Source organism: Parachlamydiales bacterium (genome assembly GCA_041671045.1).
In the GTDB taxonomy this organism is placed as follows: Bacteria; Chlamydiota; Chlamydiia; order Chlamydiales; family JABDDJ01; genus JABDDJ01.
This window is the reverse complement of the sequence record JBAZCF010000008.1, coordinates 55754-79663: the sequence shown is the minus strand read 5'-3', so window position 1 is coordinate 79663 and position 23910 is coordinate 55754. Positions and strand designations below refer to the sequence as shown.

The following is a 23910-nucleotide window of genomic DNA, read 5'->3' as shown; positions in this document are numbered from 1 at the left end:
TTGGTTTAGAGTGCTGTGCCTTTACGTAGTAAGGGCAAAGCAAACTCCATAAAGCTATTAACATCGGGATATGCAGATGTTAATATGCTTTGACGCATAGAGAGGAGCGTTTCGGATCCTTTAAATAGAAATCCCATCAGCTGCTTCATCTTGTTGACTTTTCCTTTCTCCGGAGTCTCAGGGGTGATCTCATTCAAATAGACATCAAAATACATTACAATGCTGTCCCAGGAAGGCGTAAAAGAAGCACCCGAAAAGTTTGATCGTACCTGATGGAAGATAAAGGGATTAATAACACTCCCTCTCCCTATCATCAGGGCATCACACGCGGTTTCTTTTAACATTCTTACAGCATCTTCCGTCGTTAAAATGTCTCCATTTCCAACAATGGGGATTTTTAATAGGGATTTTGCTTCTGCGATCAAATCCCAACGTGCTGGTGGACCGTAGCCTTCCACTTTTGTGCGTGGATGTAATGTAAGAAATCCAATGCCGCTTTCTTCTGCAGCAGCTAAATTCTCTCTGAATAAGGTGGTATCCTCAAAACCGGATCGCATCTTTACCGTTACAGGAACAGAGACAGCTTTCACCATAGACTTTGCGATAGTGTGCAAAAGTTCCGGATCTTTCAATAAGCTAGATCCCGCACCCCTTCCGGTAACCGTGTTGGATGGACAGCCGCAGTTCAAGTCAATGCGTGGAGCACCGCGGACTTCCACTTCACGTGCCATATCTGCCATCAAATCCGGATCGGACCCCATCAGTTGTGCCGCCAAGGGAATAGGCAGAGTTTCTGCTGCTTGGTATTGCTTTGCCAGGCTTTTAACATGAGCGTTGCATGGAACTCGCATAAATTCGGTGACAGCTTCGTCAAATCCGCCGATGGAAGCCATAGCTTTGCGGAAACAACGGTCGCCGACTCCTTCCATAGGTGCTAAGATGAGGAAGGGACAGCCATTTTTATCTTTGGGGAGCATGTTCATGCAAATAGTATAGCCCAATTTGGACTTTTTGAAAATGAAGAGAGAAAGTGCATAACAATAGTAAGCCCTTAAAACTTCTATTGTTATGCACACAAAAGTTGACTACATGAACTGGGATTCTTCTGTGGAGCCTTTCAACGCATGGGATGTGGCTCGACCTTCTGATATAATGGTAAGCAATTCGTCAAAATAACCGGCTCCTACAAAACTTTGGTGTTTTAAAGCCTTGTATCCGCCATTTTTTTCTAACTCCATCTCTTCCTGCTGGAATTTGGAATAGGCAGCCATGCCTGTTTTGGCATAGTTGAAGGCTAAGTCAAACATACTTGCGTTAAGGGAATGGAATCCTGCCAAAGTGATAAACTGGAACTTATAACCCAATTCACCAAGTTTCTCTTGGAAGGTGCTAATCGTTTTTTCGTCAAGGTTCAACCGCCAATTGAAAGAAGGGGAGCAGTTGTAAGCAAGGATCTTTCCCGGATATTTTTCATGTATCCCCTGAGCAAACTCTTTTGCTTCACCCAAATCAGGTTTGGATGATTCACACCAGATGACATCGCTGTACGGAGCAAAAGCTAATCCACGCCTCACGGCATATTCGATGCCGCCATTTATTTTATAGAATCCTTCGTAGGTTCTTTCGCCTGTAATGAACTTTTTGTCCAGCTCGTCTGATTCTGAACGGATATAGGCCGCAGACTCAGCGTCTGTGCGTGCAATAAGGACTGTAGGCACTCCTAGAACATCTGCGGCCAATCTTGCTGCAATCAATTTCTCTATGCAGATGGGAATAGGCTCCAATACTTTTCCACCCATATGTCCGCATTTTTTCATGGATGAGATCTGGTCTTCCAAATGGATGGCGGAAGCACCTGCGATGATCATAGCGCGAATGGACTCGAAAGTGTTTAAAGGACCCCCAAATCCAGCTTCAGCATCTGCTACGATGGGGACAAACCAGTCAATGCGTTCTTTATTCTGCATATGCTCTATCTGATCTGCTCGCATGAGTGCATTGTAGAGGCGGGTAATTAAATGAGGAACGCTTAGATAGGGATAAAGGCTTTGATCGGGGTACGTTTGACCAGCGTCATTGGCATCTGCCGCCACCTGCCATCCGCTGAGATAGATTGCCTTTAGGCCCGCCTGCACTTGCTGGACGGCCTGATTACCTGTCATTGCCCCCATTGCCCTGACAAAGGGCTCTGTATTCAGCAATTTCCATAACTTTTCTGCACCCAATGTGGCAAGGGTATAGTCTATATGTAATGAGCCTCTCATTTGGACAATATTCTCTGCTGAATACGGCCTTACTACACCTTTCCAACGGGGATTAGTCTTCCAATCCTGCTCGATAGCAGCGACTTCTTTTTGTGTGTACATGATCTGTTACCGTAAATGGTTATAAGCTTTTATTGTAAGAAAGGAGACAAAACTCTCAGGCAGCACAACTTCATCCAGCAATTTTTTTGCGATTTTCAACTTTTCTGGATCGCTATTTTCAGCCATCTTGAGCATTTCCTGGTCTATTATCAGGTTGTATAATCCGATATTAACTTCTAAACCAAGTTTTAAGGTTGCTGCGGGGTGATGCAGCCATTGCCATAATTGCGCACGCGAGATCTCAGCTGTCGCTACATCCTCCATCAAGTTGTAGATAGCAGCAGCACCAATTCCGGATAACCACGCATAGATATATTGCAACGCTATACTTATATTTTTGCGCATCCCTTCTTCAGAAATTTTTCCACCGGGAATATTAAAGTCAGCCAGTTCTGCTGCTGTGACTGTCCCACTAGGGATTTTTTCTTTTTGATGGGGTTTTTGCTGTAAAGCCTTTTCAAATATATCGCGCGAGATCTTTACTAAATCCGGGTGCGCTACCCAAGTTCCATCAAATCCATCGCTGGATTCACGCACCTTATCTTCGCGCACTTTGGATAATGCTATTTCATTGACCGACGGATCGTTGCGGCTGGGTATAAAAGCCGCCATACCGCCGAGAGCGTGTGCCCCGCGTCGATGACATGTTTGAATGAGCAGCTGTGTATATGCCCGCATAAAGGGAACTGTCATTGCTATCAGCGCTCTATCCGGAAATACAAAATCTTTGCGTGCATGAAATTTTTTGATGATGCTGAAGATATAGTCCCAGCGTCCCGCATTAAGCCCCGCAGAGTGTTCACGCAACTCATAGAGGATTTCCTCCATTTCAAAGGCTGCTAGAATAGTCTCTAGCAATACTGTCGCACGGATCGTTCCTCTGGGGATATTAAGCTCTTGCTGGGCAAAAATGAATACCTCATTCCAGAGACGCGCTTCTAGATGGTTTTCCATTTTCGGAAGGTAGAAGTAAGGACCGCTTCCTTTGTCAATTAATGCCTGGGCATTGTGAAAGAAATACAGTCCAAAATCAAAGAGTGAGCCTGCGATAGGTGCGTTCTTAACCCGGAAGTGATGTTCCTCTAAATGCCATCCCCTCGGCCTGACCATTAGTACGGCTGTCGTTGGATTGAGCTTATATTGTTTCCCTTCGGCAGAGGTGAAGCCTATAGTGCCGCGCACAGCTTCGTAAAGGTTCTGCTGGCCTTCGAGCATATTCTTCCACGTAGGGGCATTGGCATCTTCAAAATCGGCCATAAATACATCAGCGCCGGAATTCAAAGCATTGATAAGCATCTTCCGATCTGTGGGGCCTGTGATTTCTACCCATCTTCTCTGCAGGTCGTCGGGAGTGGATGCCACTTTCCAAGAGGTGTCTTTTCTAATGTCTTCTGTGCTGCTTAGAAATTGAGGCTGCTCACCGCTATCCAGCTTCTTTTGTCGCTGTTCACGCAACTTGATAAGTTCTAGGCGCCGCGGATCAAATTTTTCATGCAACTTAATCAGGAACTGCACTGCTTGTGGAGTAAGGATATGTTCCTCTGCCGGCAAGGGCTTTTTCGCTGTTTCTACAGGCACTTTTAGATCCGGCATTTTATCCTCCACCGCTAATGACAAATAAATCCTGTTGATATTTTGGCAGACTATCAAAATAGGCTGCCGGTACCTTGAAAAGGGCTGCGAGCACATCATTAGGATAGGCCCCTAAGCAGCCCGAAAGCCCTATATCTGAGGGGGCTATATGATTGAAGAAAATAGCAAATTTAGCCGGATCTTCTCCGGTATTCTCAATATGATGCAGATAACCTTTGGGCATATAGCTCATGTCGCCTGCTACCATATCAAATGTATCTGCAGAGCCCCCCGGAGATAGCAGGGTAATGCGGGCAGTGCCTTCAATAAGGTAGTTTAGCTCTGCAGCATTCGGATGCCAATGGGGTTCTCTTGCACCTAGTTTATTCAAGGACACGCCATAAATAGAAATTCCTTGCAAAGTCGGTAAGAGGAATTGATTGCTCATCTTTACCCAGCCGCCTTTCGTCTGAATTTGGGGATTTTCTGCATCGAGCGCCATTTTAAAGCGATTAGTAATGAATGGGATTGGCGGCTTTTCCGGTTCTTCAAGAGTTGTGATGAATACGCTTTTTGGTTCTTTAGGAAGCTTGCTAAATAAGCTCTCGTTCACACTAAAGGTCGCCGCTAATATGTGGTCAGGCATCACGGAGATACCGGCGGACAGGTCTAGATCTTCTGGAGTTTCACTATCAAAACAAATGAGAAGCTTAAACGGTTTTTCGCCTGTATTGACTATATGGTGCAAAGCTCCCATCGGAACAAAAACAATTTCCCCTGCAGTAATGGTAAATGTGTCATGTCCCGCACCAGGCGTAAAGATGGTCATTAAGGCGGATCCTTCAACACAATAACTTAATTCGTTAGCATTCGGATGCCAATGCGGTTCGCGCACTCCCTTTTGTTCTAAAACTAAATAGGATAAAGAAAGCCCATTCAATATGGGTAATTGTTGAACGGTGACATCAGTCCTGCTTCCTCCCGATCGGATTGTCTGGGGCTTTATTTTTCCAAGCGAAAATAGATGGGTAGCGGATGCCATTAGGTGTCTCCGATTTGAATTAACTCAAGGTATTAAAGATTTCTTGAATAAGTCAAGTACGGAGAAAAAAAATGCTTAAAAGCGCTTAGTGTAATGATGACAATAAGGATGTTTTCCTGTGACATCGTAGTATTTTTGATGATATTTTTCTGCCGGATAGAAAGGTCCCGCAGCCGTTACTTCGGTTGAAATATTTAAACCTCTGTCTTTCAATATCTTAATGAGTTTTTGTGCAATGGTCCGTTGGGCTTCCGATAGATAAAATACTCCTGATCTATATTGCGTCCCTATATCAGGTCCTTGCCGCATCGACTGTGTAGGATCATGCAGCTCAAAGAAATATTTGGCTATGGCCTCAAAAGAAGTTTTATCCCTATCAAAAATGACCTCAATTGCTTCTGCGTGCCCTGTTTGTCCGGTGCATACTTCTTCGTATGTGGGATTAATGGTAGTCCCTCCTATATATCCCACTGTAGTTTTCATCACCCCGGGCAGTTTTTCCATCATAGACTCCACTCCCCAAAAACAGCCGCCAGCAAAAATGGCTTTTTCATACCCTTCGGACGTAAACGCAGGAATGAAGGACATAGAAATGGAATTAACACAATGACGCGTATCTTTGTGGGTATAGCCTTCACCCATGAAAACATGACCTAGATGCGCTCCGCAATGTTTGCAAAGTATTTCTTCACGTTCTCCATCCGCATCCAAATGACGTAAGACAGCGCCGGGTAACTCATCGTCAAAACTTGGCCAGCCGCATCCCGAGGAAAATTTGTGGGAGGAAAGATACAGTGGAGTATCGCAACGTTTGCAGGTATAAATGCCTGGTTCTGAAAAAGTATTGTATTTGCCACTGCCCGGAGCTTCAGTCCCTTTTTGGGAGATAATATGCTCTTCCTGGGGGGTAAGTTTATGAAATTTCTGCATAGTGGCTCCTATTCAATCACTTTGTTTTTATTAATGGCTTCCTTTTTTTTCACTTCAAATTCATTTTTTAACAATGTTTCATTTACTGTTCCCGGAAAAACTGAAGGGAAGACGGACATTTTACTTAAGTGTGGATGAATTAAAAATTGATTAAATAAATTTCGAATAACATTCTCGCTGAGGTTGTTATTTCTTATGTCTAACTCAGTTAATGAGTTAACAAATTGCAACTTACTTATTATAGCGTTTGCCCCCTCATCCGAAATCTTGTTGTCGCTTATTTTAAGAATATTTAATGCAGGATTAAGTTTATCGGCCAGTTGTTTTATACCGCTATCGCTGATGTTATTATCTGAAATATTTAAAATTTCTAACTCCGGGAGTTGCTGCAAATTTTCTGCAAGTTTTTGAATTCCGGAATCTCCAATACCATTATTAAATAAGTGGAGCTCTTTTAATTTATTCAAATACTGCAACTGTTCTGCAAGCGCAGATACTCCAACATCTTCTAGAACATTTCCTCGTAAATTCAACGTTTCTAAGTTTGTGAGGGCCCCTATTTTCTGCGCCATTTCAATTTGATGATTTCTAAGGTCTAAACGTGCTAAAGCCAATGTCTTAAATCTTGATAAATTTCTTAGCCCTTTAACAATATCCACCGCATTCTGAGGGGCCATGCTCGTGTAAAGTGAAAGCTCTATTAAATTTGTTAGTTGTGGAATATGTTTGGCAAGAGCAGCAGCACCTTCATCACTTAAACTATCGGATATATAACTCAACACTTCTAATTCTTTCTTAGGTGATCCGAAGAGCCTCTCTACATCTTTCGGACCAAAGATAATACCGTTTAAATAGAGTGTTTTAAGGTGTTCCCTTTTACCTATCTCTTGGAGGAGGTTAGAAACTTGTGCAGCTTCATATTTATCCTGGGGAGTATTTACGTGGATATGCATAAGGCCCGGACAACATTTCAACAGTTGGACATACTGATCGCATTTCAAGTTCTCCATACCGAACGCAAGCATCTTAAATCTTACAATTCTACTTCCAAATGTTTGTAGGAATGTAAGCAGTTCATTATAAGGCAGAGGTGGAAGGGTCAACTTTCCGTCATTAATATCGCGGATGACAGCATTCATAAACGTAAGCATCTTAAATCTTACAATTCTACTTCCAAATGTTTGCAGGAATGTAAGCATTTCATTATAAGGCAGAGGTGGAAGGGCCAACTTTCCGTCATTAATATCGCGGATGACATCATTCATAGATGTGTATCCTTCTCCAAAAATCCTTTGGGCAAACCCTCTGTCATATTTTCCTGCAATGTCTGCACCCTTTAAGGAAGCCATTCTATTAACCAGGGTATGAGCTGTCTGTACATCTTTATTGGGATTTTCTTCTGAGTGTAAAGTATTTAGTGTGCGTATCAGAGCTTTCAGGCGTGGTTCTATATTACGGGCATCCACAGGGGAGTCTTTTAGAATGTCAAAAAGGTCTTCTAAAACTTCAAGTTCTGTCCCAGGCATTTCTAGGAAAGCACCCGGGTACAGTTCGGTATAAAAAGCATTCCCCAGAGATTCTGCAACAGATTTACCCTGAATAGTAAGATGCGTGAATGTCTGAATGCCACTTACAAATGCTTCTATTCTGGTTAAACATTCCTCTGCAGTACTAATTTTAGCCGCTGCATCGATTTTTTTTGAATCTTTCTGCATTTCAGGTAGGGAATGCACAAGCTCCAGTAAAAGTAGCTTTTTCTCCGAATCATTATCTGTTTTCTTATGGCTAAAGTGAATGTAAAGCTGCTTAATTAAACTCTCAGGTAGTTCCTCGGCGCGCAATATTTTGACAAGTTGCTCAGGAGGAAGTAAAATCATATTTTCAAACGTGTTAAGCTTAGGAATCTGTTCAGGAAATAGCTCAATAAATAATTTAGAATTGACTAGGGTTGACATGATGGATTCAATCGAGGGTTCTTGCTTAGGATATTTTTCTCTGAATCTATTTTCCAATTCCTTGTAAGTAATGTTATTACTACTTAGAAAGTTCAAATAATAGGGAGAAGGCAAACCTGCTACTGCCAAAGCACACAATTGTTGTTTTGAGGGCTCTAGCCCTTCAAGAAAGGGATTTAGATGAAGGTTCTTTTGTAGAGGCTGACTATGTGTTGTATTCGCTTCATCTTGTAATAGCTCAAAATCGAAATCATCTTCCTCAGAATTAATCTTTAATGCTTTTAGTATTCTATCTAGATGATGAGAGAATTTTTCCGGAACAGACCAAGTATATTGATCATAAGTTTCATATATTTTTCTCAAGGTAAGATCATTGCTTTCAGAGACGTGATGATAGATCAAGAAGGCTGGTACGCGAGATAAGGCTTTGGTAGAAGTAACCAATAATTTGCCTTTTGTCTGCTTCTCTATTTTAGCAGCTTCACGACTGACATATTGTAATGCTTCAGGATCAGGAGGGGCGTTGGGCACCCAATTTCTAAGACGTAATATCTGATATTTTTTTTCGGTTCCATCTCTTGAGGTCACTTTAACTGTAGCCCTTATAACTTCTTGGAGACTATCTTCAGCGTCAGAAGGGCGGGGAATTTTTTCATGTTTGATTTCTAAAAGTTCTATTCCATTTAATTTTTCCCCTACCTCAGAAGGAAGGAATTTATTAGGTAATTCAAATTCGCCTCGCAAGTCTACAATAACGCTGATGTTATGTACTGAAGCATCTTCAAAAAATAAAATAGATTCAATCTCATTTGTAGGTGTTGCAGCGGCAAAATATAGGCTATTGTCTAGAGTCACAGGGCGTACTCTTCCGGGAGCGAGCTGTACATTATCCTTAGATGTATTGAATAGGGTGTAGCTGATTGTTGTTGCGGGGGATTCAATTATATCCGACGTGGAAGAGGTCATAAAATAGTTATCCCAATCATCCATATGAGTAATATTGCTATTCTCTAAAAGTTGTTTAAAACTTTGATCATCCCCCTTCAATAGGCTTAACTGGATTTTTGACCAGGCATCAAGATGTTGTGGTAAAATTTCTGCCTGGGGAATTTTAGGAAAAATAGCAATAAAACGTGCCTGCAGTATGCTAGCAGGTTTAACTAAATGTTGGACGGTTTTGTGCCCTAAAAGAAAATCTTCTACATCTTTAGTTCCTGAAAATAATCCGGGATTTTGCTCCCTAACTTCTGCAATGATTCTATTCCATAAGTGAATAGCACTCCCTTCCTTACGCTGGGCTATCAACAATTTCAATTCTTGCCATTCACTTGCAGGTATGCCCAGAGTCTTTAAAAACGACTCAACCTGTTTGTCATGACGAACCAATTTTTTTTCAAGGTCGATACCCGTCGTCTGTGTCGTCACTATCGTTTGAAGATAGTCGGAGAAGTTTGTAGACATAATTTGTTCAGATTTGCTTTTGACGCTGTTATAGCTCCACATCGAGATATAGCTGATAATGCCCCTCTGATTTACAGGCAGGCTTTTAACACTCGTATTTTCGAGTATATCGTACGCTCTCTTAATGGCGGGCATATCCGTATTATTAGAATAGGAATGGATAATTGCTACAGCCACGCTATAGAGGTCATCTGAATTTAGAAATTCCTGATTACGCATGAGTTTATCAAAAGAGGTACCGTTGAGTTCCCCTGTGCGTATAGCGTTTTGAATACTTGTCGCATCAAAAGACATATCCCCTCCTTATTTAAGGGCGTTTTGATTCTGCCTTTCTTTGTTCGGGTGTCATTTGATCTAGGTGTTCCTGTGTGGTAAGGCCTATAGCTTTAGGTTCTGCAATACTGAATACCTTAGGATTAATTGAGGGTACTTCAAGGGGGCTCAAGTTTTTTAATAGTCTGTGGAAGTCTGACAACAGGGGAGCATATCTAGATTCAACAAACTTATTGATTGACTCAATGTTAAGCAGTTTCGCGTTCAGTCCTCTTCTAAGTTCACTGTGCATTAGCAAAGCATTGCTACTTACCCCTGCGATATTGCCCTCAATTTCTTCTATTACATCGGCGACATCAGAAGGCCGCTTTTCTAGTTGAAGCTTATTTTCGAAAAAACCATACAAAAAAGGATATGAAGCGCTTTCTGGATAGATTTTTTTAAATACTTTAGGTTCGATAAGACTTGACATCACACTTTGGATATCTGAAGGATGTTCCGGAAAGGTATCTTTGTATTTTTGTTCGAGTTGTGAATAGGTGATACCATGATTCAAAAGATACAGCACAGCTTGCCTGATTTTATCGGGTTCGCCTCGTGATTTTAAGACTAATCCGGCAGTATCGGCTAAGATGCTAATACAGAGGCGCTGATTTTCTTCGTCCAATCCGGATACAAAGTGGTCTATCTGACTTTCCATTATTTTCTGAAAGGTGTCGGGAAGTGTAATCTGCTGTATGACTTTAATAATCTGTACAGTTCGGCCGACAGCATTTTGGATAAGCCCTTGTCGTGTCATAAGCTTTTCATCAGCACCTGTAATAGGTACCGGTTGCTTATTCAATTCTAGAGCTTCTTTTACAGTGTTATCATAATGGGTTCCTCGGGCTGCAAAATGAGCATATTCGTTGGATGTATCTGCTAAGGAATCATTAATAGAAGGCACCTCTTTTTGAGATAGATGATGATAGATCAAAAAGGCAGAGGTTCGCTGCTTCCCTTCGCCGGAAATGACCAAAAGCTTTCCATTCGTTTGCTGCTCTAATTTTGCCGCTTCTCTACTGACATAAGTGAGTGCAGCACTATCTAAACTTTCTTGAGTATTCCAATTGTGCATGCGCAAAACTTTAAATTGTCTTTTTTTGCCTTCCGGAAGTGTGACTTCAACTGTATGTCGGGTCATATACTGGGAATTAGCTGAAGCACCGGGGATTTTTTCGTCTTCTTTGTCCAGTAGCTTTACACCATTTGCTTCTTCACCCATTCGCGAGGGAATAAGTTTATCCCAGCTTTCCAGCTCACCTTGTAGATCCACAATCACTCCCACATTGTTTTTAGCTGCAGACTGTAAAAAGTCTTGGGAGGACGAAGGGCTGCGTGGAGCTGCGGCCGCAAAATAAAAACGGTTATCTAAGGCAACAGGAAGTTGAACTCCGCGTTCCATTTTTATACTGTAAGGACACTTAGGCAAACTTGTTATAGGCACATTATGTAGAAGAATCTTAATCGAAGGATCTAAATTTGTGATGATACTTCTGAATGGGGCTACTCCTGAATTTATAGATTCGTTCAATCGAGGCAATTTAGTGTTTAATGAATTCTCAACAGCTTGATGATCACCTAGCAGTAAACCGACTTGTACGTTTGCCCAAATATTAAGAAAATTTTCTTGGTTTTGTAACGTTTCTTTTTCAGAACCAAGTACCGACACTCCCAGACCTTGATGATGCCTTACTGTAAAGAGGGAAGAAGTGTTCATTAGGGAATCTATATGCGCGTAGGCACCAAGGAGGCGTGCTTGAAGAGGATTGGTAGGATTTACAAGATGTTGTACAGTTTTATGACCTAGTAGGAAATCTTCGACATCTTTAGTCGTTTTTAGTGCTCCATTGCTTGTAGCTCTGACTTGGGCTAAAATATTATTCCAATGTTTTACACCATCCGCTTCCTTACCCTGCGCAAGATCTGACTTAAGTTCTTTCCATTCATTTTCCTCGACTCCAAAGGCCTTCAGAAATGCCTCTACCTGCCGGGCGTGCCGTACTAGTTTTTTTTCTAGATCGATGCCCGTTGTGCGTTGGGTGGTTACTGCTTCCAGATAATCGGAGAAATGAGTGGAAATAATCTCTTGAGAACGCGCTTTAGCGTTATTAAAGCCCCACATTGAAAAATAGCTGGTAATACCTGTTTGATTGATGGGCAAACTTTTGACATTTGTATTCTCTAAAATGTCATACGCCCTTTTTATTGCCGGCATGTCTTTCTTGGTTTCTTTATAGGAATTAATAACCGCCACAGCTGCAGAGTAGAGATCCGGCGAGCTCAAAAACTCATTATTTTTCATTAAATTTTCAAAATTTTCTCCATTTAAACTCCCATCTCGAATAGCGGTATTCAATAGATCGACGGAAAAATTGGGTAAAGACATAGATTTCTCCCTAGAATTCAAACTATAAATAGCAAAAGAAATGCCAAGGGAAAGAAATGCTAAATGTTAAAGAAAAATAGAGGAGAGAATAGGTGCAATGACTAAAATTGCACCTATTCAGAAATTAAGATTATCTTCCGATAAGCAGTAAAATACCTGCAACTAAAGCTAAAATTCCTAAAACTATAGGAGGAATTGCTACTCCTGTTAAAGAAATTATCCCTATTAGGATCAGGTAAATTGCTAATAGAAGAAATCCAATGTTTCCGTTAAATCTCATTTTAAACCCTCGTTGTGGTTTAATTTAAGCTTAGTGCTTTATAGTGAGAGCGTCAATATAATTATTTAATTCCGTAGAGCTGCTGATGAAAAACGAAGCATTAGAAATCCTAAAAGAAAAAATTTTTCAGCAGTTGGATTGTATAGAATTTCCCCCTGCTTCTTGGATAATCAATCCGCAAAAAAATATGGATGTAGCAGTTATTGGAGCCGGAATGGCCGGAATTTCCGCAGCTTTTGCCCTACTTAAACAGGGGATTGTAAACTTTCAAATTTTCGAGACTGCAAAGGAAGGCGAAGAGGGCCCTTGGACAACTTATGCCAGAATGAATCTTTTGCGCTCAGGCAAAGAGCTGACAGGGCCCGCCTATGACTTTCCTTTACTAACGTTTAGGGCTTGGTATGAAGCTCAATTTGGAGAAAACGGGTGGGAGAAACTCTATAAAATTCCAAGAGCACAATGGATGCAGTACTTGATTTGGTTTAGAGAAGTGTTGAATTTGCCGGTAAATAACGGTTTTCCCATACAAAAAATCGATTACGACGGGTCAAATATGCAGTTGTTTTCGAATGGAAGGGTCGCGACTGCCAGCAAGATTATTTTAGCAACAGGACGAGGCAGTGCACAAATCCCCGCTTTTATGAGTGACGTTCCCAAAAAATATTATGCTCACACGTTAGAAAGCATTGATTTTAAGTTACTTATAAATAAAAGGTTAGGGGTTGTGGGGGCTGGCGCATCCGCTTTTGACGCTGCAGCCACAGCCTTAGAAGCAGGCGCTGCATCCGCAACTATCGTCATACGCCATGAAGATATCCCCAGAGTTAACAAAAGTGCCTCATTAATCTACCCTGGATTTCTGGAAGGTTACTATTACCTGACAGATAAACAAAAAATAGAATTCATGCGTGAGATCCGCAGCGATGGCACTCCGCCTCCGCATGAAGCAATAGAGCGAATTTCAAAACAGCCTCACTTTCATTTTGAGAGGGGAGCAGAAGTGGAAGCTGTACAGGTGAAAGACGAAAAAATTCAGTTAGAGACTGCCAAGGGGACTAAAAGCTTCGATTATCTTATTCTTGCAACAGGATTTATCAACGTTGTTCCATCACAGCCATTATTAACGCCATTTGTTGATGATTTCTTTTCGTGGAAGGATAAGGAGCCCACCTCAAATCCTAAGTTTAATGGCGCCCCTTACTTAGGTCCCCATTTTCAATTGATTCCTAAGACAAATAGCAATCGAGAGTTTCTTAAGAACATTTATTGTTTCAACCATAGCGCAGCTCTAAGCCACGGGATAATCAGCAGCGACATACCGGGTATAGGAATTGGCGCCCATAGATTAGCTCGAGGGATAGTGATAGACTTTTTCACGCAGAATAGCACAGCCTACTTTCAGCAATTGCGCCAATTTAAAACCTTGGAACTGCCTTATGAGTTAATATAGAAATCAAATGGAATTTCAAAAGAGTCTAATGACCTAGTAAGCCAAGACTTTTTCCATATACTCTTTGACAAGAGGCGATTTAGGATGGTTGAATAAGCTGTCAGGGGTGCCATGTTCAATAATTTGCCCTTCTGCAATAAACAAAACCCAGTCAGCTACCTTCCGAGCAAACTGTAGATGATGCGTCACTAAGACGAAATCTTTTTCATCTTTCTTTAATTCCATAATAAGGTCCAAGACCTCTGCTGTCATCAGCGGATCCAAAGCGGATGTAGGCTCATCGAGCATGAGCATTTTAGGTTGTATGGAAACAGCCCGGATCAACGCAATTCTTTGGACTTGCCCTCCTGATAGGGCATACGGTTTCTTATGCGCATGTTTTTCCAACCCAAAGCGTCGCAATAGCTCTAAGCTTCTAGCGATAGCCTCTTCTTTACTTAGGCCGTGGACTCTATGTAAAGGCAAAACAATGTTTTCTAACGCTGTCAGGTGGGGGAAAAGATTCCATGACTGGAACACGATGCCTAAGCTGCTCCGATATTTTCTGAGAGCTTCTTCCTCATACACAATAGGTTGGTCATTGATGGTCATCGTTCCGCTATTTGGATATTCCAAGCCCGCTAAAAGACGAAGTAATGTGGACTTACCGCTGCCTGAAGGGCCGATAAATAGGAGCGATTGACAGTCAGGCAGAACCAGATCCATCGATGAAATGGCCTTCTGAGGGCCAAAAGTCTTTGTTAACTTAGAGATTTCAAGTTTCATAATGGAATCTATTTTCAAGCTTTTTACTTAACAGCGATATGGGCAGCGTCAATATTAAATATCCTAAAGCAAGCGGGAAAAAGCTTTCTAAAGTACTATAAGTAGCACTGTTGACCTGCTGGGCGCTGTTGGTCAACTCATTAATGCCGATGATAGACAAAAGAGAAGAATCTTTGATGATAGAGGCAAATTGCCCTGCTAGGGGGGGCGTGACTTGCCTAATGGCTTGGGGAAAAATTACAAAGCGGTAGCTTTGAAATGTCGTCAGTCCGATAGCATGCGCAGATTCAAGCTGGGTTGCGCTCACGTTCTCAATCCCTGTGCGGATCATTTCGGCAATATAGGCCGCATGGAAAATAGAAAGGATGATAATGCCTGCAATAAAACGGTTCTCTAAGCCGACTTGATGTGCTACTACGTAATAGAAAAATAGTATCTGCACTAGCAGAGGCGTCCCACGGATTAGCTCCACAAAAAATCTAGAAAGGAAAACAGCTAAAGGAATGCCGGAGCGTCTAAGTAAAGCTGTAAATATCCCAATAGCCAGGCTAAGACCTAAACTACAAACTGAGATATAGACTGTATTTTTCCATCCGTTCCAGAAAACTTTTCGATATGCCCACACCTCGCTCCATTGGAGATTCCCCAAGGATAGAAGAAGAAATAACGTGAAGCTTACGAGTGCTACACCTAAGAAAATTTGAATGGCTACTAAAAACTTATTCATTATTCAAAATATAAATGGGATTTCTAATTCTTTAAAGGCACTTAATTCTTTGGAGAGATATTTTTTTGCCAGTTTGTTAAATCTATCTTTTTTGTGATACTCTTCAATGAAAGAATTGACTTCAGAGAGTAATTCGGGATTGTCTTTGGCAATGCCAATACCCCAATATTCATTTTGAAAAGATTTTAAGTTCACACGAGTAGTAGAGAGATTGCGCTGCCAATTTCTATAAATGGATAGCTGATCATAGATAAAAACATCAGCTTTTCCCTGGACAACTTCTAAAACACACATCGATTCTTTATCTAATATGCGGATTCTTGCTAGGGGAAGGTTTTTGGCTGCATAGACTTCACCACTTGTACCGGATTTAACAACAACTTTCATCCCTTCTTTATTTACATCTTCAATCCCATGGACAGTGGAGTCCTCGCTAATTAATAGGCTCAATCCAATAGTGGCATAGGGCATGGAAAAATTGATGGAGCGTTTTCTTCCGGGTGTGATCGTCATAGAAGAAATGATTGCATCAATTTTCTCCGTTTTCAATGACGGAACTAACCCTATGAAGGGGATATTCTCAATTACAGTTTTCCGATGGAGATATTTACCTAAGTCTTTGGCAATATCTACGCTGATACCGCAAGGCAATCCATCAGGACATATAGTTTCGAAAGGGGGATAGGCTAGCTCCATGCCAACCTTTAAAGCCTTTTCCTTACAGGTCAAAGCCAAGGGCAGTAAAAGAAAAAGTAGAATAAATCGGATCATCTCCTTAACGTAACTCTTTTTCCGTAAAGGATGCAACAAAATGATTAGGTGTATAGAGTAGAGATAATTCGCAGTGGAAAAAATATCATGGAAGCTATTCAAGATCATCAAGCAATTACCGAGTGGCTGCTCAGCTATGGAAGTATAGCCATATTTTTTCTACTAGTCCTAGGAATTATCGCATTGCCTGTTCCCGAAGACACATTGATGATTCTTACCGGCATCTTGATTGCTAAAGGATCGCTTGAACCTAAAGAAACTCTGCTCGCCGCGTACGCAGGCAGTATGTGCGGAATTACCACAAGTTACTTCATCGGTCGATCGGCAGGCATGTATTTTATTAACAGATTTGGCAGCTGGGTGGGCTTGACTCCAGCTAAAGTTGAAATCGCCCACTCCTGGTTTCAAAAATTTGGCAAATGGACCCTTGTTGTAGGGTATTTTATTGCAGGTGTGCGCCATTTTACAGGCTTTTTTGCCGGCATGACGTATCTTGATTTCAGGCAGTTTGCATTATTCGCCTACACAGGGGCTTTCATCTGGGTCAGCACTTTTGTTGCTCTAGGGTATTTCTTCGGACATTATGTCTTTGAACTTGTGGAAGATATTACTTTTGGCCCCGATCTCATTATGACGACGATAATTGTACTCATATTCATTGGCCTTAGCATCTTCTTTCATCGGAAAAATGGGAATGGGGATATCGAAAAGTAAATTTACTTAGGACCTAATACACTCATACTATCTACACTGTCTTTCAATTGGGCCAGCATGTTCTCCATCGCGTGGATATTATCCTCGCCCAAAGCTTCTCGAACATTTTCTTTTTTCAAAAGGAGCGTCATGGTCGTATGTACATCGCGATAACGTGCAGAGAGAAAACTATCGGTTTTCTCACCTTTCTCAAGCTGTCCTTTCATCTTTTCCGTCTCATTTCCACAATCGCTTAAAGTTGTCTGCAATAACCCCGTCATGTAGTTTGAAAACTCCTGTTTATCTACTTTTCCGGCATATCCTGAATTTTCATCCATCTGATATAGCATAGCGGTGTACTCGCTAATATTTCCGCTATTAATGCCATTGGATGCGGGCCATTTTGCTACGTCGGGAGTAAAACTATCCCTGAATTCCTTAATATTGCTTTCGCGAACTTTAGATTCTTCCAGGAGCTTACCGTCTTTTGCTATTTCACCTTCGCTCTCGGCATTTGGAAATTCTTGATTTAAACTTATCTGCTCATTCAATCTTTTTTGTATCTTTTGCTCTTCTTTTATCGCTCCGTCGAAACGTTCAGGAGAGTAAATTTTTCCTGCGGCTAGTTCTTTGGGGATATTATCAAAATTAGTGACGGCATTTCCGATAGGCCTTTCGACCGGGTAATTATAAATCGTTACCCCTTGCTGCTTTAATAGTTCGTTCAAGCTATCAGATACCGTTGAACTTTCTATTTCGGGGGTTCTGATTAACGCTCTAATATGTGAATGATCAAGATGATCTTTCAATCCAATAGTCAAATTTTGGAGCTGATCATTGAATTTTAGTGCTGTTTTACCAATGTTATTCAGCTTTTCACCCTGCTCTTTTGTTAGGTTAACATTGCCTAAAGCCACTCCATTAGTGATGTTGCGTAGGATGAAATTGCTAAAACGGGCCATCTTATCGGCAAGCTGAACATATTGAGTAATCTTGGTTTTCAGCTCTGGAGTAAGTTTGCCACTACTCTTCTCCAGATCGGTCTGAATTTCTTTTAATTTTTGTTCTAAAAGTGAAATATTTTGTTTAACTTTCGTTTCAAATCCTTCTTCAGTCACTAAATCAGCTACTTTAGTAAAAACTTCACCTTCTGCAGGACCGTTTACAGCCTTGTCTATGATGTGGGTGAGATAGAGGGTTATCTCTCCAAAAGGCAGATTTTTATAAGAATTGGGAGCAAGTTCAGCATGTTTAGGTACATTGGCTAGTTTTTCGCCTATAGGTGCTGTAGTAGATAAGGTATGTTGGTTAAGTTGTGTAACAGTTGCGCGGGTTCTGCCACTCAAAGGGGAGGGACGAACCTCAGGTTTTGAAAAAATATTGTGAGTAATATCTATAAGCTTTAAACCAATTCTACTTGTACCGTTAGAAATTTTTTTTAAACCGTGACCAACATAATTGGAAATAGTTTTAGCAGTAGAAACATTTTGAGGAGTTTCCGGCTTGGTAGTCGGCGGAGTGGAATTTACACTAAACTGTGACATAATATAATTCTTTTTTAATTACGGGTCACAATTTAATTAAATAACTATTAGTGTATTAAGTCAATCACCTTTCTTTTTAATGTATATTGTTTTGCTTACCACTGCAATTAGTTCGTTATTTAAATCCAATATTTTAATATCTTTGTTAAATAAAGTTTTTCCGAATTCTGACACTTCCTTTTTTACCATCTCTAAATCAGCTTCCTCCAGTACAAAATTAGCTTTAACATCCGTTCTTCCGGGTTTAATAAACTTGATCGTCGCAGTCTTATCCCACACTATGTATTCCGGGCCAAGATTCTCTAGAAGCATGATCATATAAAAAGGATCTGCTAGTGAATAAAGTAATCCTCCATACTGTGTTCCCACAAAGTTGGCATTCCACCATCTTAACTTCAGCTTTACCCGAATCTCCCTGAAGTCCGGTGACATATGCATTATCTTTATTCCGGAAAACAAAAAGGGAGGCCACATGTTCCAAAATCGAATGAATTTTCTTTTAATCTTCATCGCTTTCATAATTACAACCTAAAAAAGGGGTCTGCAGTATGCTTAACATCTGGATCAAACCACCACTTATGATAGGCTTCCCGGCATAACTGATGCTTACCATTATGCCACGAGTGGATGCTAGAGCCAAAATCCACATTATAAAGGAAGACAGGAATAGAATAAGTCTTGCCAGCATTATAAATCAGCTCGTCTGAAACAGCTCTTGGACGAACGGTATAGTCTAATTTATATCTGTCCCCATGCACATGCAGTTTCATAAGCTTTTCTGCATAATGTCGTGTGATGACGTAGCAAACTGTTCCATAATCTTTCTCAAATCGGGCGTGGATATTCATTGTGAAGTTGTCAGGATTGGTAATGACCAGCTGGACCACATCCCAATCATAGGGCAAGTGATCCATCAACTCTTTCCAAGTAAAGGGCCATACCTCCACCGTGGACATATCGAGATCGTCCTCGCAAATAATGGCGTAAGAAGTTTTTGAGGTCATCAACCAATGATGAATAGCTTTTAGATGCGAGATAGTGCAAGCCATCTCTTTCATTAAAACATTGCGAGGGTAGTCCCCATCTAGATAACTTCTCAACCCACTTCTTAACCCGTCCAGTGCCTCGATCCGTGTATAATTTTCCACACCCCATTGAGCGAATTGCTCTTCCATGTAAGCCTTGCGCTCCGGACTACGCTCCAAATTGATATAATAGATCGGTTCAAAATGCTTAAGCTTACGGTTCGTCATTACTCAATGGGGGGGGGCTATCTGTTTAAAAATATATCTTATATTTACCCACCTCTTTAAAACCTAACTTTTTGTAAAGGGAGCCTGATGGGGCAGAGGAGCGCAAGAAGACATATTTACAGCCGTATTTTTTTGCGATTCGCAAAATGTACAGTACTATAATAAATCCAATTCTGAAAGTTGGCGAAGATTCTCCAAAAATTCTTTTTTAGTACAGCAACCCAGCTTATTTTTTGCATTATTAAGATAGGACTCTACGGTACGTGGAGAAAGTAATAGTTTCTCTCCACTTTCTCGTGCAGTCAAGCTTTGGAGTAATAATCTAGCGCAAGCCTTTTCCTGGGCTGTAAGCTGTTTGAAAGAACGGATATGGTGATCCATTTTCAATGCTCGCAAGAAGCGCTCTTGTTGTTTTAAATGGATTTTAGGGGCTATTTGTTCAGAGTTAAAGTAATCTTCCTTTTTCTCTACAGACAGTAATAACCCTTCCAGGGATTGCTTATATAATAAATGATGCAGCTCTGCTTTAAAATGTTCAGCAAATGATTTTAACAATGGCTGGTGGTTGAGATAGAGCAAGGAAAGATTGCATTTTGCCCGCTCTCCGGCAAAACCGAAAAATTCGACATATTCCGGTGATTTTTCAATTAAAAGCAGACCCTCATCGCAGTTCAGGTACTCTTTACCTGCACGAAGTACTTTTTTTCGATATTCCAAGCTTCCATGCGTGCAAACCAAGCACGCCCCGGAAGAATAGACATCAGGGTGTCTCATATAAGGGTCGTTTAGATAAATCCGCTCTGAAACATAGTGCTCAGCCCAATCCGGACGGTCAAGAAGAACAGTGTATTTTCCCTTATTGTCGATGCGGTGGTAAGTAAAATAAGTAATTTCAAAAATGTCTTTTAAGGGCTGAGTGACCCTCTTGATCTGGTTTGAATGTTTGATCAAGTAACCTTGTACAATTTCTTTCCAGCTAAGCATAAGCTAACTTCCTAAAATGGATGATTAAACATGTGTAATGGAAGTATTATTGTCCTAGATAAAGTAAAAACGCAAATTGGCTTACAGCATGCCCTTTCTTCTCACATAGGTATAAACACACTCTGCCGCTCTGATTTTGTCCTACGGGGGTCAAATCTTATCGTTTGTTTTCTAGATTAAATTGTAGACCTTCTAAGCTAGCAAGCCTTTTATTTATCTCTTCTTTATTTATGGGAGGGAGATTATTGTTTCCGATATCAAGTTTTTTAAGACCAACTAACTTTGGTAGATTGTCCACAATCTTCATAGCACTAATTTTTACCATGTATACGTTATCTGTAAGTTGCAAGTTTTCGACCTTTCTTAGGTAGTCAAAATTATCTACTAAGGCATCTATGCCATGCGGTCCAATAGGGTTGTTACTAAGATCTAAGGTGATCAATTCCCATTTTTTAAATTTCTCTGCTATTTCCACAGTCTCCTTATTACTTATGTTACAGTTATTTACCCTTAAGGAGATCAAATAGGGACAGAGAGTAAGAAGCTTTACGACATCTTCTCCACTAATATTCTCAAGATGCATCTTTGTGATTTCCTTACCCTTCGCTTGCACAAAATTAAATAATTTCTCACCTTTAAGGTAATCTGTTAAGCAAATATCCTTATTGTTGACCAAAGAAAGCATAAAGTTATCGTCACCCTCCCATCTACTAACGAGGGAGTTGAGATAAGTAGCCTCTGGATGCTCATGAACAAACTTTCTTAATAGATCAAACTGCTCTTTGGAGGGCTGCGTTTCTCCGGCAAGTGCGAAGACTTTATTAGCCTGAACTAACTCATTGCGGTGGCTGCTATTTATTAAATTGTTGCCTAATGCGTCTTGTAGAGACACTCCATAGCGATGAAATAAATCCTGTTCCCTTGCTAAGGATTCATAAATACCGGGTAGAATACTCCATACATTGTCTGGTTCCTTTTCAACTTGTTGACATAAAGCTGAAATTTCTTTGTGACACGCTACCGCCGTTGGAAGCATAGCTACAATAATAGCATTATCTTTTGGAATATCATATTTAGGGGACCCTTTTACTTGAAAAGTATCTATCAAGCTGTTCATCTTATTTTCATCAATATCCCTAATTCTTACCAAGTCGAAGACTATAGGTGGATCCATTCCCTCCAAAACATCTAAAGTTAACAGCTCTTCAGGCACATACTCCAAGGCATTAGCACCCAGTTTATTGAAACTATTTGAATTAATAACTTGGGACCACTGCTCAGCGCTTAAATTTTTTCTAACTTCATCCGGTAAAAGGGAAACTAGGGCAGTGTTATTTAGAAATGGAAGCTTAGGGCCTAGATCTAGGGGGAGTAAGTGGATGTTTTCGAGTCTGAATGTTTTAAATAATTCAGGCGTGTGCACTAGCTCCTTCTCTTCAGCACTTAGCTGAGAATATACACTAAAGTCCTCCTGTATTTTTTTTATGAGTTCATTTCTGAAATTCTGAACTGCCCAAAGGGGAATCCGGTTCCCCGCAGTTTTAAGGAATTCTTGTATCACATCCTTCACTCCATAAGAACGTCCCTCATGTTTAAGCTTTGCACTTATATACGAATATAAGATGTTTTCATCTTCTTTATAGTCTGGGAAGCACACTAAGAATTCAGGTTTGTTTATGAGGGCTAATAACGATTCCGGATCCTTGGAGTGGATTGATAATTGAGTGGAAGCAATCTGGGCAAATTTTTCAAATGAGATGCCTTCTTGCATAAGGTATTGCAGCCTTTTAAATGATTCAGCAGAGGCTTTATTACAAAATAAATATAAATTATTCTCTATGCGTATATTTTCGGGAGCCTTATCTCCAATGAAATTTTTTATCTTTTCCTCTAAAATATTTTGAAAATTAGGATCAAATTTAGCTATTTGAGCAGATATGTTAGTAGCGATAAAGGATACCCTACTACTAGATCCGATATAAGAAGAGGCTTTTGCCTCTTTTCCTATAACTAAATGCATATGACTTGGAAGTACACCCTTAGAATAAGCGTGCTTTCCATATTCATCTGAGGAGATTTCTCCTGTTTTATTATAATGATGATACAAAATAAATTCAGGGGTGCGTTTATTGTCATTGGTACTTACCACAGCTACTTTTCCGGAGTGGTCTTTTTCCCATTGGACAACATACTGGCTTAGATGCCGAAAGGCATCTAAATTTGGAGGAGCATCTAAAGAACCATTCCAATTTCTAAGCCTAAAAACGGTATAAGTTTTTGCAGGCTTTCCACTTGAGTTAACTTCAATCACCGCTTTAGTGAAATATTGCATGTCTTCAGGCAACGCAGGGATATTCTCATCTTCAGAACTGAGCAGTTTTATCTTCATATGAGGAGAAATTTCCCTTTCTTCACCAACAAGGGATGGAATAAATGACTTTTCTTCCTCCAAGGCGTTTCTTAAATCTACGATCAAAGAGGTATTCTGCTTACTCAACTCTTTGAAGAACTGTTCTTGATGTGCGGGAGCCGGTGTTTTTGCTGCTAAATAGATGTTTTTACCTAAAGGAACAGGGATAATTTCTCCTGGATTGGATCCATTTATATTCCTCTTGCCGTAGCTACCTCGAACAGTGCTAGAGAAATTTACAGCCTCATTTCTCAGCAATTCAGGATTATTCTGAACATATGCGATCTGTAACCCTGCAAACTGATCTTTCAAAGCCGGTGCAGTAGCTTTTTCTTCCATTTCAAAATAATAGGCTTGAAATGTTGCCTGTTCATTTGAGCTAGGCCGGTTATTTAAGATATATTCCGTAGGGTTTAGCAGGAATACTTCAACTGCGTGGGTACTCCGAATAGAAGTAATATCTCGAACTGTGGCTAAAATGTTATTCCAGAGTTTAATGGCGTCATTTTCTCTATCTTGTGCTAAGGCCATTTTTAGATCTTCCCAATCACCTTTATCTAAACCTAAGGCCTTCAAAGTATGCTCTATCGGTCCTATATGTCTGGATAGCTTCTTCTCAAGGTTCACATCTTTTGCAGGGGTCTGGGAACGAGCTTCTACAAACGCTGCAAAATCTTGTTTAAATATATTTTCGCATGTTTGAAGTGCATTATGGTAGGTACCTGTATAAAGAAAACTGAAAAAGCTGCTGGAATTAATGGGTAGACTGGTCACTTCATTGCAATGCAAAACTTCATAGGCTCTCACTACAGTTCTAATGTCTGAAGCATCTTTATGATTATTTATGGCGGCGAGGGCTGCGGGATATAAATCAGGATTACTTAAAAAATCCTTGTCTTTCATAAGCTCATCGAAATTTTTCGTTCCTTTACCGATGATTTCAACCTCTCCATTTTGAAATAGGTGAGATAAACTTTGCGGCGATAAGTTTAATCCTGGAGACATA

At 40.6% G+C, this 23910-nt stretch carries 18 protein-coding genes; 2 read left to right on the top strand and 16 right to left on the bottom strand.

The features are described 5' to 3' along the window. Window positions 1-5: 5 nt before the first annotated feature. The 8 genes from WC222_09170 to WC222_09135 form a co-directional block, all read right to left on the bottom strand. Window positions 6-983, bottom strand: a complete 978-nt coding sequence (locus WC222_09170) for a tRNA-dihydrouridine synthase family protein (GenBank protein MFA6916554.1) — start codon at window positions 981-983, stop codon at window positions 6-8. Window positions 984-1085: 102 nt separating this feature from the next. After that, entirely contained in the window at window positions 1086-2366 is a 1281-nt protein-coding gene (aceA, locus tag WC222_09165) for an isocitrate lyase (GenBank protein ID MFA6916553.1), read from the bottom strand. A gap of 6 nt (window positions 2367-2372) precedes the next feature. Beyond that, a complete protein-coding gene (gene aceB, locus WC222_09160) occupies window positions 2373-3959 on the bottom strand; it encodes a malate synthase A (protein MFA6916552.1) in 1587 nt (528 codons plus the stop codon). Between the two features lies 1 nt (window position 3960). Beyond that, window positions 3961-4980, bottom strand: a complete 1020-nt coding sequence (locus WC222_09155; GenBank protein MFA6916551.1) for a cupin domain-containing protein — start codon at window positions 4978-4980, stop codon at window positions 3961-3963. 75 nt (window positions 4981-5055) lie between these two features. Continuing rightward, entirely contained in the window at window positions 5056-5910 is an 855-nt protein-coding gene (locus WC222_09150) for a bifunctional methionine sulfoxide reductase B/A protein (GenBank protein ID MFA6916550.1), read from the bottom strand. 8 nt (window positions 5911-5918) lie between these two features. Continuing rightward, complete coding sequence (locus WC222_09145) at window positions 5919-9620, bottom strand: hypothetical protein (GenBank protein MFA6916549.1); 3702 nt, start codon at window positions 9618-9620, stop codon at window positions 5919-5921. Window positions 9621-9633: 13 nt separating this feature from the next. Further along, window positions 9634-12027 (bottom strand): protein-tyrosine phosphatase family protein, encoded by a 2394-nt coding sequence (locus WC222_09140; protein ID MFA6916548.1) that lies wholly within the window; start codon window positions 12025-12027, stop codon window positions 9634-9636. Window positions 12028-12157: 130 nt separating this feature from the next. Beyond that, entirely contained in the window at window positions 12158-12307 is a 150-nt protein-coding gene (locus tag WC222_09135) for a hypothetical protein (GenBank protein MFA6916547.1), read from the bottom strand. Window positions 12308-12392: 85 nt separating this feature from the next. On the opposite strand from WC222_09135, the gene WC222_09130 reads away from it, so the two are divergent. Next, complete coding sequence (locus tag WC222_09130) at window positions 12393-13757, top strand: NAD(P)-binding domain-containing protein (GenBank protein ID MFA6916546.1); 1365 nt, start codon at window positions 12393-12395, stop codon at window positions 13755-13757. A gap of 33 nt (window positions 13758-13790) precedes the next feature. Here the strand turns inward: WC222_09130 and WC222_09125 are convergent, their stop codons facing one another. From WC222_09125 to WC222_09115, 3 genes are read right to left on the bottom strand one after another with little or no spacing between them, the layout of a single operon-like run. Beyond that, window positions 13791-14522: an amino acid ABC transporter ATP-binding protein gene (locus WC222_09125; GenBank protein ID MFA6916545.1), complete on the bottom strand. Its 732-nt coding sequence runs from the start codon at window positions 14520-14522 to the stop codon at window positions 13791-13793. After that, the gene (locus WC222_09120; protein MFA6916544.1) at window positions 14512-15249 is read right to left on the bottom strand and encodes an amino acid ABC transporter permease; all 738 of its coding nucleotides are present in this window, start codon (window positions 15247-15249) and stop codon (window positions 14512-14514) included. The genes WC222_09125 and WC222_09120 overlap by 11 nt, the downstream gene beginning before the upstream one ends. A gap of 3 nt (window positions 15250-15252) precedes the next feature. Next, window positions 15253-16020 carry a transporter substrate-binding domain-containing protein gene (locus WC222_09115; protein MFA6916543.1) on the bottom strand — a complete coding sequence of 256 codons (768 nt, stop codon included), beginning with the start codon at window positions 16018-16020 and terminating at the stop codon, window positions 15253-15255. A gap of 87 nt (window positions 16021-16107) precedes the next feature. Here WC222_09115 and WC222_09110 point away from each other — a divergent pair, with 87 nt between their 5' ends. Next, complete coding sequence (locus WC222_09110) at window positions 16108-16734, top strand: DedA family protein (GenBank protein ID MFA6916542.1); 627 nt, start codon at window positions 16108-16110, stop codon at window positions 16732-16734. Between the two features lie 2 nt (window positions 16735-16736). On the opposite strand, the gene WC222_09105 is transcribed toward WC222_09110, so the two are convergent. From WC222_09105 to WC222_09085, 5 genes are all read right to left on the bottom strand, one after another. Next, entirely contained in the window at window positions 16737-18257 is a 1521-nt protein-coding gene (locus WC222_09105) for a hypothetical protein (GenBank protein ID MFA6916541.1), read from the bottom strand. A 60-nt stretch (window positions 18258-18317) separates the two neighbouring features. Further along, on the bottom strand, window positions 18318-18776 hold the full coding sequence (locus tag WC222_09100) for a DUF4442 domain-containing protein (protein MFA6916540.1): 459 nt from the start codon (window positions 18774-18776) through the stop codon (window positions 18318-18320). Between the two features lie 2 nt (window positions 18777-18778). Continuing rightward, window positions 18779-19510, bottom strand: a complete 732-nt coding sequence (locus tag WC222_09095; GenBank protein ID MFA6916539.1) for a glycosyltransferase family 25 protein — start codon at window positions 19508-19510, stop codon at window positions 18779-18781. Between the two features lie 156 nt (window positions 19511-19666). Next, window positions 19667-20494: a LuxR C-terminal-related transcriptional regulator gene (locus WC222_09090; GenBank protein MFA6916538.1), complete on the bottom strand. Its 828-nt coding sequence runs from the start codon at window positions 20492-20494 to the stop codon at window positions 19667-19669. A 157-nt stretch (window positions 20495-20651) separates the two neighbouring features. Next, window positions 20652-23909, bottom strand: a complete 3258-nt coding sequence (locus WC222_09085) for a protein-tyrosine phosphatase family protein (GenBank protein MFA6916537.1) — start codon at window positions 23907-23909, stop codon at window positions 20652-20654. Between the last annotated feature and the right edge of the window lies 1 nt (window position 23910).

Bases quoted from the DNA above. Each gene is read 5' to 3' on its own strand.
- WC222_09170 (MFA6916554.1), bottom strand. From the start codon at position 983: ATGAACATGCTCCCCAAAGATAAAAATGGCTGTCCCTTCCTCATCTTA.
- aceA (MFA6916553.1), bottom strand. From the start codon at position 2,366: ATGTACACACAAAAAGAAGTCGCTGCTATCGAGCAGGATTGGAAGACT.
- aceB (MFA6916552.1), bottom strand. From the start codon at position 3,959: ATGCCGGATCTAAAAGTGCCTGTAGAAACAGCGAAAAAGCCCTTGCCG.
- WC222_09155 (MFA6916551.1), bottom strand. From the start codon at position 4,980: ATGGCATCCGCTACCCATCTATTTTCGCTTGGAAAAATAAAGCCCCAG.
- WC222_09150 (MFA6916550.1), bottom strand. From the start codon at position 5,910: ATGCAGAAATTTCATAAACTTACCCCCCAGGAAGAGCATATTATCTCC.
- WC222_09145 (MFA6916549.1), bottom strand. From the start codon at position 9,620: ATGTCTTTTGATGCGACAAGTATTCAAAACGCTATACGCACAGGGGAA.
- WC222_09140 (MFA6916548.1), bottom strand. From the start codon at position 12,027: ATGTCTTTACCCAATTTTTCCGTCGATCTATTGAATACCGCTATTCGA.
- WC222_09135 (MFA6916547.1), bottom strand. From the start codon at position 12,307: ATGAGATTTAACGGAAACATTGGATTTCTTCTATTAGCAATTTACCTG.
- WC222_09130 (MFA6916546.1), top strand. From the start codon at position 12,393: ATGAAAAACGAAGCATTAGAAATCCTAAAAGAAAAAATTTTTCAGCAG.
- WC222_09125 (MFA6916545.1), bottom strand. From the start codon at position 14,522: ATGAAACTTGAAATCTCTAAGTTAACAAAGACTTTTGGCCCTCAGAAG.
- WC222_09120 (MFA6916544.1), bottom strand. From the start codon at position 15,249: ATGAATAAGTTTTTAGTAGCCATTCAAATTTTCTTAGGTGTAGCACTC.
- WC222_09115 (MFA6916543.1), bottom strand. From the start codon at position 16,020: ATGATCCGATTTATTCTACTTTTTCTTTTACTGCCCTTGGCTTTGACC.
- WC222_09110 (MFA6916542.1), top strand. From the start codon at position 16,108: ATGGAAGCTATTCAAGATCATCAAGCAATTACCGAGTGGCTGCTCAGC.
- WC222_09105 (MFA6916541.1), bottom strand. From the start codon at position 18,257: ATGTCACAGTTTAGTGTAAATTCCACTCCGCCGACTACCAAGCCGGAA.
- WC222_09100 (MFA6916540.1), bottom strand. From the start codon at position 18,776: ATGAAAGCGATGAAGATTAAAAGAAAATTCATTCGATTTTGGAACATG.
- WC222_09095 (MFA6916539.1), bottom strand. From the start codon at position 19,510: ATGACGAACCGTAAGCTTAAGCATTTTGAACCGATCTATTATATCAAT.
- WC222_09090 (MFA6916538.1), bottom strand. From the start codon at position 20,494: ATGCTTAGCTGGAAAGAAATTGTACAAGGTTACTTGATCAAACATTCA.
- WC222_09085 (MFA6916537.1), bottom strand. From the start codon at position 23,909: ATGTCTCCAGGATTAAACTTATCGCCGCAAAGTTTATCTCACCTATTT.